Genomic DNA, 15,004 nt, shown 5'->3' on the forward strand with positions numbered 1-15,004 from the left:
CATTGAAGGGTGGTCATCATGGGAAGTCTGGACGGACGCGTCGTCCTCATCACCGGAGCAGGGCGCGGCATCGGGCGAGAGGAGGCATTGTTCTTCGCCGCCGAAGGCGCCAAGGTCGTCGTCAACGACCCCGGCGTAGCCATCGACGGCACAGGCGGCGATGCCGGCGTGGCAGCGAAGGTCGTCGAGGAGATCACTGCCCGCGGCGGGCAGGCCGTGCCCAACACCGACAGCGTCGCCGACTGGAACGGCGCCCGCCGCATGGTGGAGACGGCACTACAGTCTTTCGGCGACCTGCATGTAGTGGTCAACAACGCGACCGTCGAACGGAACATGGGTCTGACCGACCTGTCGGAGGAGGACTTCGACGACGTCCTGACCGTCAAGCTCAAGGGCACCTTCGCGGTGACGCACTGGGCGGCCCGCCACTGGCGTGACCAGTTCCACGCAGGGGTCCACGCCGACCGCGCCGTCGTCAACACCTCCTCCGGCTCCGGGCTGCTCAACCCGCTGCCCGCGCAGGTCTCCTACGCGGCGGGTAACGCCGGAGTCGCGGCGCTGACCACCGTGGCGGCCCTCGAACTCGGCCGGTACGGCGTGCGGGTCAACTGCATCTCGCCCTCGATGGCCCGCACCAGGCTCACCCTCGCCGTTCCCGGCATGAGTCAGGAACCGCCGGCGGGCCGGTTTGACCCCCTGAGCCCCGCTGTCAACGCGCCTGTTGCCGCCTACCTGGCCAGTTCAGCCTGCCCGCTCACCGGCCAGGTGCTGTCGGTGCGGGGCGGGACGGTCGCGGTCAATCGCGGCTGGTCCCTCGGCGGCCATATCCACAAAGACGGGCTGTGGAGCGTGGAGGAACTGGCCGAGAGGGTGAAGGAGTTGCCGATGGACGACCCGTTCGACAAGCTCGCCCAAGCCCTGACTGGCGCGCTCGGCACCGTGGGACGCGCCCAGCTCCAGGAGATGATCAACGCCTTGCTTGACCAGGGAGGCGAGACCGGCACGGCCTCCACATGACGCGAAGGCGCACCGACCGGACCGCGTGCTCAGTCTCGCGGTCCGGGGACGGATGCGCTCGGCTCCAACACGGCCACGAGACCACAGCGGCGCTTTCGTTCCGCTTCTGCATCAGTCCCGCGCGTCAACACACATACTCGCAGGCAGCCTCAGCATTGCCCTTCACCTGTTCGAACCTCGCCCCGGATCGCTGACGTCCGCGGTGGCCCGCTCGGCCTCCTGACGGCGCCTACTGTTCTCGATCATTAGCCGTTGGTTGAGGTTGCGTAGTGCAGCGAGATCGGCTTCTGCGGTGCGCAGCTCGGCGAGGGCCCGGTCACGTTCGCGACGGAGCTGCTCGATTGTTCCGTCCGCGTCGGATAGTTGCCCAGCGAGAACACCGGTGGCGGACCGTGCGAGTTCCTGGATACGCATGGCGCGCAGTTCGGCGCGAGCGATGTTCAGGTCGCGGCGTAGCTCAGCGTTCTGCTCGATGAGCATCGCGTTTTCGATGACCAGGGCAGCCTCGTGCTCAGTGCGGGTAGCAGCGGCGGCGCGGACGGCGTCGCCCTCAAGGTCAGCGCGGACTTTCGCGGCTTGTGCTTTGAGGTCGCGGTGTCGCTGGAGGTATTGGGCATTGACCTGGGCTCGGCGGGTGATCTCAGCGTCGCTGAGTGGAGTACGGGTTCGCCGCATGGTCGCGATCACGGCGCTCACGCGGTCGCGGCAGCGCTGGCTCTCCGCGCGGCGGCGGGCGATGGCCGCATCCCGGCCAGCGTTCAGAATCTCCTCGCGTGCCGGCATATCCGCGGGTGGGAACATTCAGGCTCCGCGTGCTTGGGCGTCGAGGGTAATGGGGTCGAAGGTTGCCTGGTCAAGCCGCTGTTGGCGGGCCTTCAGAGCTTCGACCGGGATGAGGGTGGTGTAGCGGTCGCGGGCGGTGAGCCACTGTTCCACCTGGTGGCGTTCGTCGTCGGTCAGGCTGGTCAGGTCGGCTTCGCATTTACTGATCAGCGTGTCGAGCTGGGCAATCTCCTCGGCCAAGAGGCGCAGGTTGGCGTCGGTGAGCGGCCCTGCGCGCAGTATGGTTCCGTAGCTGGCTTGGAGCCGGGCCAGATGCTCGGCCTTGGCCTGGCGCAGCTCTCTGAGCTGCGGGAGCTGGGTGAAGTCGGTACTGAAGAAATGGCAGGAGAAGCAGCGGTAGAACACCGGGCAGCCCTTGCCGTCCGCGCGGACGTTGTTCATCTCGTGGCAGGAGCCCCCGGGCACGGGAACTGAGCCGACCCCTGCCCGGTGGCGGGCGGCGTCGGACTCAGCGCGGGTCTGGGAGCGGATCCGGTCGCCGCTGAGGTCAAATCGGAAGCGGGCGGCGATGTCGTGGACTGCCTCGACCCGGCGGCGATGAGAGACCCGGTAGTACACCTGCGTGGTGCTGGGCAGCTCGTGGCCCATGAGGACTTGAAGGACGTCGAGCGGAACGCCTGCGTCTGCGCGGAGCTGGGCGTAGGTGTGGCGAAATGCGTAGGCGAACACCCGGCGGCGGTCGAACGGTGCGCCGTCCTCGTCGAGCATCTCCGGGAGAGCCTGCATCCATGCTGCCAGCCAGTAGCCGACGGCCGATGACTCGTGCGGCCGGGTCCCGAACTGGTTGGCCCGCGTACGACGGGGCGTCGGGAACAACATCATCTCCGGATGCTGGGGCCTGCCCTCGTCGTCGAACCACTCCGGGTAAGTGCAGCGCAGGTAGTCCTGCTGCCGCTGGATCACCGCCGCGTCGGTGTCATGCAACGGCAGGACGTGACGACGCCGGGTCTTCTGCATCCAGTAGGTCAGGAAGGGATACGTACGATCTTCGAAGGTGCCGTCGGCCCGCTCCACCGTGATGGTGTCGAAGTTCAGGCAGTCGAACGGCAGGTTGAAGATCTCCCAGGGTCGGCGGCCGATCCGGGCCTGGAGCTCGACCAGGTTCCGCGGGGCGCCCGGCGTCAGGAGTGCGAGCGCCTCCTCACGCAGGAGTTGCAGGTAGACCGTCTCGGGGAGCGCGTCTTCCGAGCGTCCTTCTTCTTCGCTGAACCCTCTGTCCTTTTCCGGCCAGGGTGGGACCTCCTCGTCAGTGACATGAAGGTCGCCAGCGCCCTGCTCATGCAGCCACTGCCGATGGCGGTCAAAGGCATCCTTGAGAGCGCGGACGTAGTGCCAGTGAAGCTGAGCCGTCACGAGAAGGATTCGCGTGGGATCGGCGAGGCTGGGCAGCATTCGTTCAGCGATCATGGCCCGCCGCGGATTCGTCTCATCCATGTGCTGATAGTCCTCGCTGTCGCGTGCCCGTTCGGCGAACCACTCCAGGAAACCCATGACGCCAACGCGGCCCACGCTCCGCGCGGTGCGGCCTTGGTCGGGATGATGGAGCCGCAGGTAGTAGGCGAACCAACGAAGCGCGTAACAGGCCTGCCGGACGCGGGTGGAGCTGGCGCCAGCGGCCGCCAGCGCCCACGCCTGTTCCTGCGCCAGATGCACCAGCCAAGGTGCCTGGATGTCGGTGAGGTGGACGTAGCCCTTCAGCCGCGGGTTCAACGTCCCTAGCCGGATCACGGTGCTACGCCGGGCCTTTTCCGGGCTATCGGCGAGACGCAGCAGAGCCCGCTTCCAGACGCGCAGGTAGGTGGTCGTCGTGCCACGTTCCGGCAGATCAGCCTCCAGCAGGTCGTCGACCCGGTGGACCCGGAGCCAGATGATCGCGGACTTCACCTGGTGGGGACTGAGACGGCCGCCGGCGCGCAACTGTTCTTGATAGCCGACCAGGACCTGTCGCCGAACGGAGAGCTCAAGTCCCGACAGCGGGACCTCGTCCATGGCCGTCCAGACCGGATCGGCCTTCGCCGCCCAGGACGCCAGATCGGGCCGCCCCTCCACAACCGACCATTGCCGCTGGTGCGGCTTACACAGTCGAACCCCGCGCCAGGCGGCCATGCGTGTGCAGGTCGTTACCTGGCAGGTGCCAAATCCGGGCCTAGGCTCTGGCCGTGTCGCCAGGTACTCCTCTGCGGTCAATCCGCACTTACGGGCCGTTGTAGTGCAAGTCTTGCACAGCCCTGCGGCCTCGGCCGGACGCTCGCATCCCACCGCGCAGGGCTTCTCCCCGTAGATGCGTCTCTCGGGCGGCGCCGGGGCGGTTGAGCACCACGCCGCGACATCCGGGGGGCTTCCGGCCTTGCGCCACGCGGCCAGGCAGCGTTGGCACAACCAAGGACTGCTCTCGGAAGGGCGCTCACAGGCCGGATGAAGACAGCGACGCAGAACATGCCACGGTTCTCCGGCCGGGAACCGAAGCAGGTCGGCCGCCTGATCCAGGCCGTGCGCGATCAGGTAGTCCCAGTCCGGCTCCAGAGCAGCGAGACGGGCTGCCGCGATCTCGCTGGTCGCTATCGCGATCATGGAACATCATGCCCCTCGATGAGACGGCCACTGATCAGCGTCGCTGCTTCGACGATCCGTGCCGCCCCTGCGTGGCGGTAGATCTCTTGGGAGGCCAGGGCATCGTGGCCGAGGAGTCGTTGCAGCACGTCCCTTGCGATGTCCAGATCCGAGGCGGCAGCGCCAAAGGCGTGCCGGAGCATGTGCGGATGGATGTGGCGCAGCCCGGCCTTAGCGGCCAGGTCCACGACGATGCCGTAGATCCGCCGGGTACTCAACGGCTGCCCAGCGGCCGTGTGGGCCGGTCCGTCGAAGGACACGAACGCCCACGGACTCGTCGCCGCCGCTGGGATCGTCCGCCGCTCGTTCAGCCAGCCCGCGTACAGCATCACCAACGGTCCTGGCACCGGCAGCACGTTGGTACTTCGTGACTTGCTGATCGCCCCGCGGGGATGGCCATCACGGCGGACAACGTGGAGATGAGGGCCGTGCCGATACGCGCACCCGGGGACTGTCCGGCCAGGCGGCACCAGGTGGATGTCCTCGCGACGGACGGCGGCGAGCTGACCGATGCGAAGGCCCAGTCCGGCAAGGAATCCCACCATGCAGGCGTCCCGCGCGGTCGCCACCTGCTCCAGCAATGCGGCGACCTCGTCGGCGGTAGCCTCCGGCGGTCCCAGATGGGCTGAGTAGCTCGGCCGTGCATCGACGCGCAGCCGAGGACGAAGCACCAGCGACCGTTCCCGCTCCCCATACGGCAGGCGGTCACCCTCAATAACCTCGAACAGCAGGCGCAAGACCTGATCATTAACCTCGCCGACATCCGCAGCATGCCGGTAAAACCCATGAATGGCAGCCAGGGCCGGCCCCAGCGCGGCATCGCTTGGCGCACGTCCTCGGCCCCTGCCCGGGTGAGCCCGCGGTGTGATCCGCCGCTCAATGAGATGCCCAGCAATGTCGCGAGCAGCTTCCTCCCACGTCAGGCCACGGCTTTGACGCCATCGCTCGAACCGTTTGAGGTGTCCGGCATAGGACTTGGTCGTCGACTCCGCTCGACCGCGCCCGAACCGTAAGTGACGCAGGTAATGATCCATAGGCAGAACCGGAGCCAACGTGGGTCCGCTGAGCACCGTCCAGTAGGCCAGCCCCTGTCCTACCTCAACACGAGCGACGTCCGTCGGCCAAGGATCGACAGTTACATCCCGTGACACTTCGGTAACACTAGTGGCCTGCGCCTGTGGATGTGCGACGTTCGCACCTCCGACCCTGACAACTGAGGCTCGGCAGGAAGCCCGGTCACGTGTGGATCAATGCAGTTCGGCACGGCTCCACCCACTGGGCTCCTGGTATGACAGGACTACCAGTGGGTCATAACCATGCTCTGGTTCAGAGAAGGCAGCAGCTCGGGGAAGGCCGAGGTGAGCGCGGCCACCCCGGCGGCGACCGAGACGGCGACGTTGAGCACGTAGTCGATGACCAGGGAGGCCCCCGCCACCAGGGAGGCCCGGCGGCCGAGGTAGGTCCTGGCCACCCCGTAGGCGCCGCCGCCGTCGGGGAAGGCGGCGATGACCTGCCGGTAGGAGAGGGTGAGCACGGCCAGCAGGCCCGCGATGGTCAGCGTGACCGGGATGGTGAACCCGAGCCCGGCGCCGCCCGCCAGGGCCAGCACCAGCACGATCGCCTCGGGCCCGTACGCCACCGACGCCATCGCGTCCAGGGACAGCGCGGCCAGCCCGCCGATGACGGACAGCCGATGCCGTTCACCGGTATCAGCGGGCTCCTTGGCGGTGGGAGTCTTCACGAAGGCTGGTCAGCCGACGTGGACGCGCGGCCTGCGTTCCGGGTCCGGCTCGGCCTGCCGCAGGACCTCCCGGGTCAGCGGCGGGACGTCACCGCCGCCGAAGACCAGGTACCGCAGCATCGACACGACCGGATTGCCCTCGGTCCAGTGGAAGTAGATGTGCGGCACTCCCCCGGTCCGGTCGCGCAGGTAGAGCAGCAGCGCCGCCAGGGTGTTGGGCACGGCCGAGCTCTCGATGGTCAGGATCTTGTGGCCGTACCGCTCCTCGCCCTTGACGTGCAGCTCGGTCTCGAACTCCGAGGCGTCCGGCACCGAGACCTCCACGAACAGCACCGGCTCCGAGCTGCGCAGCCGATGGGTGGCCCACGTCTCGCGCAGCTTGTCGTTGTACTCGGCCTGGTCGCGCGCGTTCGGCTCGTTGGCGATCACGTGGATCTCACCGCACGCGTCGTTGACGAACCGCTCGGCCAGCGAATCCAGGTGCACCTCGGTGACCCGCAGCTCGGTGGAGCGGGTCGCCCGGGAGATCAACGAGGTGACGATGATCGCCGCGATGAAGAATGAGGCGATCTTGACGCCGTCCGGCCGCTCGATCACGTTGTCCACCAGGGTGTAGCCCAGCACGGCCGCGATGATCGCGAACCCGGCCGTCGCCCCCTGCTGGCGCTTCTTCCACGCCGACAGCGTCACCGCCACGGCCGCCGACAGCATGAGCACGAGCACCCCGGTGGCGTACGCGCCGCCCTGGGCGTCCACGTCGGCGTCGAAGATGATCGTGATACCGAACGCGATCGCCGAGAACACCAGCACCAGCGGCCGGATCGCGCCCGTCCACTCCGGCGCCATGCCATAACGCGGCAGGTAGCGCGGCACCAGGTTGATCAGCCCGGCCATCGCCGAGGCCCCGGCGAACCACAGGATCGCGATCGTGGAGACGTCATAGGCGGTGCCGAACCAGTCGCCCAGATACTCGTGCGCCAGATAGGCCAGCGCCCGGCCGTTCGCCTTGCCACCGTCCTCGAACTCCTGGTGCGGGATGAGCACGGTGGTGACGAAGCTGGAGAAGACGAGGAACACGCTCATGATCAACGCCGCGGTGGTCAGCAACCTGCGGGTGCCCTTCACCCGTTGCTCCATGTCACCCTTGACCACCGGCATCACCGCGACCCCGGTCTCGAAGCCGGACATGCCCAAGGCCAGTTTCGGCATCACCAGCAGCGACAATCCGATCATGACGAGCGGGCTGGAGAAGTCCAGGCTCAGCGCGCGCTGCCAGTCCACCACGACCTGCGGCGCCTCCAGCACGTGCACGAGGGCCGTCGCGACCACGACCGCGTTCAGCGCCAGGTAGACGAAGACGAGCACCACGGCGATGCCGATCGCCTCGGTGAAGCCCATCAGGAACACGCCACCGAGCAGGGCCAGCAGCACCAGTGTCACGATGACCCGCTGGCCGGCCAGGAAATCCGGCACGAACGGGTTCTCCAGGATGTGCGCGGTCGCGTCCGCCGCCGACAGCGTCATCGTGATCACGAAGTCGGTGGCCGCGAAGCCGAGCAGGGCCAGCACGAACAGCTTGCCCCACCACTGCGGCGCCAGCTTCTCCAGCATCGCGATCGAGCCCTGCCCGTACGGGCTCTCCACCGCGACCCTGCGATACACCGGCAGCGCCCCCAGCAGCGTGAGCGCCACCAGGAACAACGTGGCCAGCGGCGAGAGCAGCCCGGCCGCCAGCGCCGCGATGCCCGGCTGGTAGCCCAGCGTGGAGAAGTAGTCCACACCCGTCAGGCACATCACCCGCCACCACGAGTGCTTCGCGTGCGGGCCGTGCTCGATCTGCTTCCGGTCGGTCTGCAAACCCTCCAACAGCCAGGAACGCGCGGTCCCTTCCGTAGCGGCCGGCCGCTTCGCCAGCACCATAACGGGCACCCCTCCGTAAAGACCGCATCAAGCCGCATCGCACACTACTCAGCACAGAAGGGACATTGGCGGGGCGAGGGCGTCAAGAAAACGTATAAATTGGCCGGCCCGCAAAGATCACTTCCGGCCTGGCTGCTGGAGGAGGGGGCCAGGCGCGCACGACATCAGCTCATCGCGGCTCTGGTGTGGCGCGTTTCCTCACCAGGCCGGCCAGCAGGTCCTTGACCTCGGTCGCGTCGTAGCGGTCGCGGTCGAAGGGGCCGATGAGCAGCGGGCCGTCGTCGGGGCTGTCGGGCAGGCGGCCGTGGCTGCCCCGCACCGGTGCCGGGTCGAGCGGGACCACCGGCATCGTGTAGCGGAAGCCCAGTTTCTTCCTGGCCAGGGCCGCGGCGGCGCGGAGCTTGACGAACGGGTCGCGCGGGTTCATGAACAGCTCGGCGGGGTCGTAACCGGGTTTGCGGTGGATGTCCACGAGCCTGGCGAAATCCGGGGCGCGGTCGTCGGAGAGCCAGTAGTAGTAGGTGAACCAGGCGTCGGGTTCGGCGATGGCGACGAGTTCGCCGGCGCGTTCGTGGTCGAGCCCGTACTTGGCCTTGCCCGCCTGGTCGAGCACCTCGTCCACGCCGGCGAGTTCGGCGATGACGGCGCGGGTGCGGTCGAGGTCGGCGGGGTCGCGCACGTAGATGTGGGCCACCTGGTGGTCGGCGACGGCGAAGGCCCTGGACGCCCACGGGTCGAGGTATTCCATCCCGGCCTGGGTGTGGACCTCCAGGAGCCCGGCGGTGCGCAGCGCCCGGTTGACGTCGATCGGCCGGGACGCCGGGGTGATGCCGTACTCCGACAGCACGACGATCTCGGCCTCCTCGGCCAGGAGCGGGGCGAGCGCGGCGTCGACGGCGCGGGCGGCGGCGATGGCCTCGGGTCCGTCGGGGCCGTGCCGTTGCAGGTCGTAGTCGAGGTGCGGGACGTAGACCAGCAGCAGGTCAGGGCGTTCGCGGGCCAGGATGCGGCGGGCCGCGGCGATGATCCATGCGGAGGAGGTGATCCCGGCGTTGGGCCCCCAGTAGGTGAACAGGGGGAACGGGCCGAGAGCGGACTCCAGATCGTCGTGGAGCGAGGGTGGGCGGGTGTAGCAGTCGGGATCCTTGCGGCCGTCGGCGTGGTAGATGGGGCGTGGGGTGACGAGCAGGTCGGTGGCCGCGCCCATGGCGTACCACCAGCAGACGTTGGCGGTGCGCAGTCCGGGTACGGCGGTCCATAGTTGGTCGCCCTGGATGAGTGCGTTGTGCTGGCGCCACAGCAGCACCTCGCCGAGGTCTCGGAAGTACCATCCGTTGCCGACGATGCCGTGGTCGCGGGGCATCGCGCCGGTCAGCAGGGTGGCCTGCATCGAGCAGGTGACGGCGGGGAGCACGGGCCGCAGCGCGGCCGCCGTTCCCACCTTGGCCACGTTCGGCATGTGCGCGAGCAGGCGCGGGGTCAGGCCGACGACATTGATCACGACCAGCGGCGCCATCACTGCTCCTTCATTCCGAGCGAGGTCAGCCGGCCTCGCATCCAGTCGAGCTCGGCGGCGATGCCGGCGGCGAGATCCGGGGACGCGCCGGGGAGCACGTTCCAGGTGTAGGTCTCCACCTCGATGTGCCGGGTCAGCGGGCCGGGGCCGCCGAGGAGCGTGTCCAGCAGGTCACGCAGGTAGGGGGCGCTGGTGGTGAGTGGAGGGGGCGGGTCCGCGTGCAGCGGGACGTGGAAGTGCACCCGCCAGCTCTCGTCCGCGGGCAGGCCGCCGGCGAGGGCCTCTCCCAGGTCGTCGACGTATCCGGTGGCCGAGCGCGTCTGGTGAAGGAACCTGGGCTCGTCGAACGCCGCCAGCGCCCGCTGCGCTCCAGGCGGGGCCTCCAGGGCGCACGACGCCTGGAGCTTCACGATCGGGAGCCCGGTGCCGGCGCCCGCGCCGGGTTTCTCGAAGCCCACGGCCATGTGGCAGGCGTCCAGGCACAGGCCGAGGTAGTCGTGGTCCACCTCGCTCAGCAGGGCGGTCGCCTGGGGTGTGACCTCGATGACACAGCCGGGCTCCGGCTCGAAGCCCACCCGGATCACCTTGCCGGTCCGGTGGGTCAGGGCGCGCAGCCCCTGGGCGAGCGCGTCGAGGTTGGCCATGACCGCCGTCGCCTTGTCCTGTGTCCATGCGGTACGCCAGGCGAGGGGCAGCGTCGAGATCGTCCCCTCGGTCACGTCGTCCGGCAGCAACGCGGCGAGGATCTCGGCCAGCCCGAGCGTGTAACGCAGCCGCTCCGCGTCGGCCCAGTCGGGTTGGTACACGCGGTACTTCACGACCTCGTCGTGGAAGCCGCGGTAGGGGAACCCGTTCAGGGTCACGACCTCCAGCCCGAGCGAGGCCAGCCGCTCGCGCAGCGCGGCGAGTTCGTCGCCCCGGGCAAGCAGCTCGCCGGCGGCCTGCCGGGGCAGCCAGAGGCCGACGCCGAGCCGTTCGGCGCCGAGCAGGGTTCTGACCCGCGCGGCGATGCCGGAGAGTTGGCGGTGGATGCCGGGGAGATCCTCGGCCGGGTGCACGTTGGTGCAGTAGGCGAGGTGGATCGTCGAGCCGTCGGGGTGGCGCAGCCTCATCAGTCAGCCTCGCTTGATCGTGTTGCCGGCGTAGTCGGGGGCCGCCTCGATGCCCGCCTCCAGGCTGAGCCGGCCGCTCTGCCCGTAAAAGGCGACCGGATTGCGCCAGAGCACCTGGTCCACATCGTCCTCGCCGAAGCCGGCCGCGAACATGGCGTCGGCGACCTCGCGCGTCTTCAGCGGATCACTGCGTCCCCAGTCCGCGGCCGAGTTCACGAGCATCCTGTCCGTGCCGTACTCCTTGAGCAGGACCACCATCCGGTCCGGGTCCATCTTGGTGTCGGGATAGATCGAGAACCCCATCCAGCAGCCCGAGTCCGCGACCATGCCGACGGTCAGCTCGTTGAGATGGTCGACGAGCACCCGTTCGGGAGGCATCCCGGCGTCCCGTACCACGTCGAGCGTGCGGCGGGTGCCGGCGGCCTTGTCCCGGTGCGGCGTGTGCACGAGCACCGGGAGATCATTGGCCCGCGCGAGGGCGAGCTGGGCCTCGAAGGCCCGTTCCTCCTCCGCCGTCATGGAGTCGTAGCCGACCTCGCCGACCGCGACGACGGAGTCCTTCAGCAGGTATCGCGGCAGTTCGGTGAGCACCTCGGCGCAGCGCGGGTCGTTCGCCTCCTTGGGGTTGAGCGCGAGGGCGCAGTGGTGGCGGATGCCGTACTGCGCGGCGCGGTGCGGCTCCCAGCCGAGCAGCGCGTCGAAGTAGTCGAGGAAGCTGCCCACGTTGGTGCGGGGCTGGCCCAGCCAGAAGGCGGGCTCCACCACGGCCCGGACTCCCGCGGCGTGCATGCGCTGGTAGTCGTCGGTGGTCCGGGAGGTCATGTGGATGTGGGGGTCGAAGATACGCATTCAGATCCTCTCCATGACATCGCGCGGAACGGGCCGGCCGGCCGCCCGCCGCTCCGCCGCGTAGTCCGACAGCATCCGGGCCAGCTCGGCGTCGAACCGGCGCTCCAGGCCGGACACCGCCGCCAGCGGGATCGACATGAAGACGCACTTGAGCACCCCGTGACGGAAGGAGTGGTCGTCCAGCCACGCCGACCCGTAGGGGCCGAGGGCCGCGGCGACCAGCCGCGCGTCGTTGGCGCGCAGCGCGTCCTCCACCAGGTCGACCGCCGCCGGGCCGAGATCGAGCTCGGACAGGACGGACAGGATGGCCAGCCGCTCGCCGGTGTCGCCGCGCTCGTACAGTTTGCGGATCGTCGCGTGGTCGCCGCCCAGCGCTTTGAGCAGCGCGCCGCGGGCGGTGGGGCCGCCCTTCCGTTCGGCCTGCGGGAAGAGCAGGTGGATCGCGTCCGGGTCAGCCTCGACCCGCCGTACGGCCTGCGTCTGCCACTCGTCCCTCATGTGCCCTCCTCAGGAACTCGATCGATCGGCGGGCGACCTGCGGGGCCGCATGCCCGTGCCGGGCCAGCTCCACGGCCACCAGACCCGAGTAGCCGCGCAGCTCGGCGAGCACCGGCACGAAGTCGATCTCGCCCTCGCCGAACTCCAGGTGCTCGTGGACCTCGCGGCGCATGTCCTCGATCTGCACGTGCACGGTGTACGGCAGCGCCCGCCGGACGCAGGCGGTCAGATCGTCCCGCTCCACGCAGTGGCAGTGCCCGATGTCGAGGCTGAGGCCGAACCGGGGATGGTCGCCCAGCATCCGGCGCAGCCGCTCGAAGCCGTCCAGGTCGGCGACGAGCATCTCGGGTTCGGGTTCGAATCCCAATGTGACACCCACCTGGTCGGCCTCGTCGAGCAGCCGTGCGCACTGGCGGGCCAGCCGCGTGTACGCCTCCTCCTCCGCCATGCCGTCGGGCCGGACCCCGCTCCACAGATGGACCACCGGGGCGCCCAGATCGGCGGCGACCCGCATGGCCGTGGTCAGGAACTCCGCTCTCCGGCCCGCGTCCTCGCTGATGAGGGTCGGATGATGCTTGCGCCACGGGTCCAGGGTGTAGCGTCCGCCCGTCTCGACGACGGCATCGAGGCCGAGGCGTTCGAGGAGCTTGGCGATTCGCGACACCTCCGCGGCCAGGCCGGGGGCATAGGGGTCGAGATGGCCGCGGTCGAGCGTGATCGCCGCGCCGGCGTAGCCCAGGTCGTGCAGGATCGCGAGCGCCTCGGCGAGCCGGTGGTCGCCGAAACCGTTGGTGCAGTAGGCCCACTTCACGATGTCGCCAGCCGGGACGAGAGCCACCTGCCCAGGGGCAGCGAGCACAGCAGCGCGCCCGCCGCCACGAACCGCCCGCCACCGGCGAGCGCCGCCGCCTGGAGCGGGATCAGGGCGAGGATGCTGAGGCGGACGGCGTTCCGCACGTTCTCGGGATCGGGGTGGGCCCGTAACCCGGCCTGGACCGGGAGGGTGAAGGCGAGATAGCCGGCGATGAGGACGCCCGCTCCGGCCCGGGCGGTGGCTCGGTCGCGCGCGCAGGAGGCGGCCGCGAGCCCGGCCGCCGCGGTGCTGGCCACGAGCGCGCGCTCGGCCGTCCCGGGCGACGCCCCCGCCACCTCGGCCCGGCCGAGGACGCTGATCCCATAGGTGTGCGCGCCTATCGCCAGCGCCGCCGGCACGGCGGCCCTGACCTGCTCGCCCGCGCCGAGAAGCACGTCGAGCACGCGGCAGGCCGCCATCGACGCCGGTCCCGCCGCCGTCCGTTTGAGGCCCAGGTCGTAGGCCCACACCGCACCGGCCAGCAGGCCGGCGACGGTGAGGCCGCGGCGTCCACCGGCGAGGGCGGCGGCGGCCAGGCCGGCGCCGGTGAGGGCGGCGGCGACCCCGAGCGCGGCACCGGGGCGGACCCTGCCGGACGGGATCGGGCGCTCGGGCCGCTCGACGGCGTCGGCCTCGCGGTCGGCCCAGTCGTTGAGCGCCATGCCCGACCAGTACATCAGCACCGAGGCCACGGCCAGCCCCGGGTTCGGGCTCCGTCCCGCGGCGACCGCACCCGCCATGGTGTCGCCGGGCACCGACAGCGCGGCCGGCGCGCGGACCAGCTCCAGCATCGCCCTCATGACAGCTCCTCGGCGAAGGCGAGCAGGCGGGCGTACTGGGCAGCCAGGGCGTGTTCACCGGTGCCCAAGGGGTTCTTGAAGAAGTAGCCGAGCTCGGGCAGGACGCCATGCCGCCCCTTCTCGTGCGCCCGCGCGACCAGCCGGGCCAAGTCCAGGACGAGCGGAGCGGCCAGCGCCGAATCGCAGCCCTGCCAGGTGAACTGCAACGCCATCCGCACGCCGAGAAAGCCCTCGAAGGTCACGTGGTCCCAGGCGGTCTTCCACTCTCCGAGATCCGGGACGTAGTCGATGTGCGTCTCACCCTCGACGGGTCCTCCCAGGACCTTCGCGACGACCTGGTCCTTGGACAGCTCCTTGCTCGACCTGGCGGCCGGATCGGCGAGCGTCGCCCCGTCCCCTCCGCCAAGCAGGTTGAGCCCCGACCAGGAGCGCACCCGTAACGCCCGATCGGCGAACATGGGCGCCAGAGCGCTCTTGACCAGGGTCTCGCCGGTCTTGCCGTCGCGTCCCGCGTACGGCACGCCCCGCCGGGCGGCGAGTTCCGCCAGCGCCGGCAGGGTCGGCCCAGTGGAGGGCGTGAACTCCACATAGCCGCACCCGGCCTGGAACGCCGCATAGGCGTACAGCGAACTCGGCGGCAGGACGTCGTCCCCCGTCGCGAGCCGCTCCTCCAGATCGGCCAGCCTCTCGAACTCAGGACGCGAATCCACCGGAGGCTCGGTCGACGACACGTTGACGACGACCACCCGGGCCAGCCCGTGCCGGGCCCGGAAGCCGGCGATGTCCCCGCTCAGGCGGGCCGCGGCCGCGGCCCGCCCGCCGTCGCCGGGGACGTGGCCCGGCCGGATCTCAGCGTCGGCGGCGTCCAGGTCCGCGGCGATCAGCCGGGGCAGGTCCGGCGGTACCACCCCCGCCCTGCTCAGCTGTTCGGCGCGTTTGCGTAAGGAGACCTCGCTGATGTCGTGGCCACCGAAGACCAGGTCCGCGAAGGGGACCAGCTTCGCGGGAAAGTCCGGGGACTCGGTCACGCATCCCTGCGGGGGCGCGAGCCCTGCCCTGATCGCCGCGGCACCGGCGGTCGCGGTGGTCGCCACGGATCCGCGTGCCCCAATGAGCCACACCCCGACCTTGTCCATGCAAGCTCCTACGTGTCGGGCTCCATGCCGAACGAGAAATACGTCCGGTATGTCACTAGCCGCGATGCTAAGAGCGGCTTTTACCGATGGTCAAGCAGAAGATGTGCGG

At 69.6% G+C, this 15,004-nt stretch carries 13 protein-coding genes; 1 reads left to right on the forward strand and 12 read right to left on the reverse strand.

The window, feature by feature from the left end:
- Positions 1–18: 18 nt before the first annotated feature.
- Positions 19–1,017, forward strand: a complete 999-nt coding sequence (locus H4W80_RS11170; protein ID WP_192785026.1) for an SDR family NAD(P)-dependent oxidoreductase — start codon at positions 19–21, stop codon at positions 1,015–1,017.
- Positions 1,018–1,179: 162 nt separating this feature from the next.
- Here H4W80_RS11170 and H4W80_RS11175 read toward each other — a convergent pair whose 3' ends face one another.
- The 12 genes from H4W80_RS11175 to H4W80_RS11230 all read right to left on the reverse strand — a co-directional run bounded on the left by H4W80_RS11175 (position 1,180) and on the right by H4W80_RS11230 (position 14,895).
- Positions 1,180–1,818 carry a hypothetical protein gene (locus H4W80_RS11175; protein WP_192785027.1) on the reverse strand — a complete coding sequence of 213 codons (639 nt, stop codon included), beginning with the start codon at positions 1,816–1,818 and terminating at the stop codon, positions 1,180–1,182.
- A complete protein-coding gene (locus H4W80_RS11180; protein ID WP_192785028.1) occupies positions 1,819–3,966 on the reverse strand; it encodes a tyrosine-type recombinase/integrase in 2,148 nt (715 codons plus the stop codon).
- Positions 3,967–4,427: 461 nt separating this feature from the next.
- Positions 4,428–5,504: a tyrosine-type recombinase/integrase gene (locus tag H4W80_RS11185; RefSeq protein ID WP_192785029.1), complete on the reverse strand. Its 1,077-nt coding sequence runs from the start codon at positions 5,502–5,504 to the stop codon at positions 4,428–4,430.
- A 263-nt stretch (positions 5,505–5,767) separates the two neighbouring features.
- Positions 5,768–6,211, reverse strand: coding sequence for an APC family permease (locus H4W80_RS11190; protein ID WP_225963362.1), 444 nt, complete (start codon positions 6,209–6,211; stop codon positions 5,768–5,770).
- 9 nt (positions 6,212–6,220) lie between these two features.
- Positions 6,221–8,068, reverse strand: coding sequence for an APC family permease (locus tag H4W80_RS11195; RefSeq protein WP_225963363.1), 1,848 nt, complete (start codon positions 8,066–8,068; stop codon positions 6,221–6,223).
- 232 nt (positions 8,069–8,300) lie between these two features.
- Positions 8,301–9,647 (reverse strand): alkaline phosphatase family protein, encoded by a 1,347-nt coding sequence (locus H4W80_RS11200; protein WP_192785031.1) that lies wholly within the window; start codon positions 9,645–9,647, stop codon positions 8,301–8,303.
- On the reverse strand, positions 9,647–10,759 hold the full coding sequence (gene eboE / locus H4W80_RS11205; protein ID WP_192785032.1) for a metabolite traffic protein EboE: 1,113 nt from the start codon (positions 10,757–10,759) through the stop codon (positions 9,647–9,649). Before eboE ends, H4W80_RS11200 begins: the two co-directional genes overlap by 1 nt.
- Before the next feature lie 3 nt (positions 10,760–10,762).
- The gene (locus H4W80_RS11210; protein ID WP_192785033.1) at positions 10,763–11,608 is read right to left on the reverse strand and encodes a TatD family hydrolase; all 846 of its coding nucleotides are present in this window, start codon (positions 11,606–11,608) and stop codon (positions 10,763–10,765) included.
- Complete coding sequence (locus tag H4W80_RS11215; RefSeq protein WP_192785034.1) at positions 11,609–12,106, reverse strand: EboA domain-containing protein; 498 nt, start codon at positions 12,104–12,106, stop codon at positions 11,609–11,611.
- Positions 12,060–12,917 (reverse strand): sugar phosphate isomerase/epimerase family protein, encoded by an 858-nt coding sequence (locus tag H4W80_RS11220; RefSeq protein WP_192785035.1) that lies wholly within the window; start codon positions 12,915–12,917, stop codon positions 12,060–12,062. Before H4W80_RS11220 ends, H4W80_RS11215 begins: the two co-directional genes overlap by 47 nt.
- Complete coding sequence (locus H4W80_RS11225; RefSeq protein ID WP_192785036.1) at positions 12,914–13,759, reverse strand: SCO3242 family prenyltransferase; 846 nt, start codon at positions 13,757–13,759, stop codon at positions 12,914–12,916. Before H4W80_RS11225 ends, H4W80_RS11220 begins: the two co-directional genes overlap by 4 nt.
- A complete protein-coding gene (locus tag H4W80_RS11230) occupies positions 13,756–14,895 on the reverse strand; it encodes an inositol-3-phosphate synthase (RefSeq protein WP_192785037.1) in 1,140 nt (379 codons plus the stop codon). Before H4W80_RS11230 ends, H4W80_RS11225 begins: the two co-directional genes overlap by 4 nt.
- Positions 14,896–15,004: the final 109 nt, after the last annotated feature.

The organism is Nonomuraea angiospora, from assembly GCF_014873145.1.
GTDB classification, from domain to species: domain Bacteria; phylum Actinomycetota; class Actinomycetes; order Streptosporangiales; family Streptosporangiaceae; genus Nonomuraea; species Nonomuraea angiospora.

What these genes read in the sequence shown, in the direction of transcription:
- H4W80_RS11170 (WP_192785026.1), top strand. Translation starts at nt 19, where the DNA reads ATGGGAAGTCTGGACGGACGCGTCGTCCTCATCACCGGAGCAGGGCGC.
- H4W80_RS11175 (WP_192785027.1), bottom strand. Translation starts at nt 1,818, where the DNA reads ATGTTCCCACCCGCGGATATGCCGGCACGCGAGGAGATTCTGAACGCT.
- H4W80_RS11180 (WP_192785028.1), bottom strand. Translation starts at nt 3,966, where the DNA reads ATGGCCGCCTGGCGCGGGGTTCGACTGTGTAAGCCGCACCAGCGGCAA.
- H4W80_RS11185 (WP_192785029.1), bottom strand. Translation starts at nt 5,504, where the DNA reads ATGGATCATTACCTGCGTCACTTACGGTTCGGGCGCGGTCGAGCGGAG.
- H4W80_RS11200 (WP_192785031.1), bottom strand. Translation starts at nt 9,647, where the DNA reads ATGGCGCCGCTGGTCGTGATCAATGTCGTCGGCCTGACCCCGCGCCTG.
- eboE (WP_192785032.1), bottom strand. Translation starts at nt 10,759, where the DNA reads ATGAGGCTGCGCCACCCCGACGGCTCGACGATCCACCTCGCCTACTGC.
- H4W80_RS11210 (WP_192785033.1), bottom strand. Translation starts at nt 11,608, where the DNA reads ATGCGTATCTTCGACCCCCACATCCACATGACCTCCCGGACCACCGAC.
- H4W80_RS11215 (WP_192785034.1), bottom strand. Translation starts at nt 12,106, where the DNA reads ATGAGGGACGAGTGGCAGACGCAGGCCGTACGGCGGGTCGAGGCTGAC.
- H4W80_RS11225 (WP_192785036.1), bottom strand. Translation starts at nt 13,759, where the DNA reads ATGAGGGCGATGCTGGAGCTGGTCCGCGCGCCGGCCGCGCTGTCGGTG.
- H4W80_RS11230 (WP_192785037.1), bottom strand. Translation starts at nt 14,895, where the DNA reads ATGGACAAGGTCGGGGTGTGGCTCATTGGGGCACGCGGATCCGTGGCG.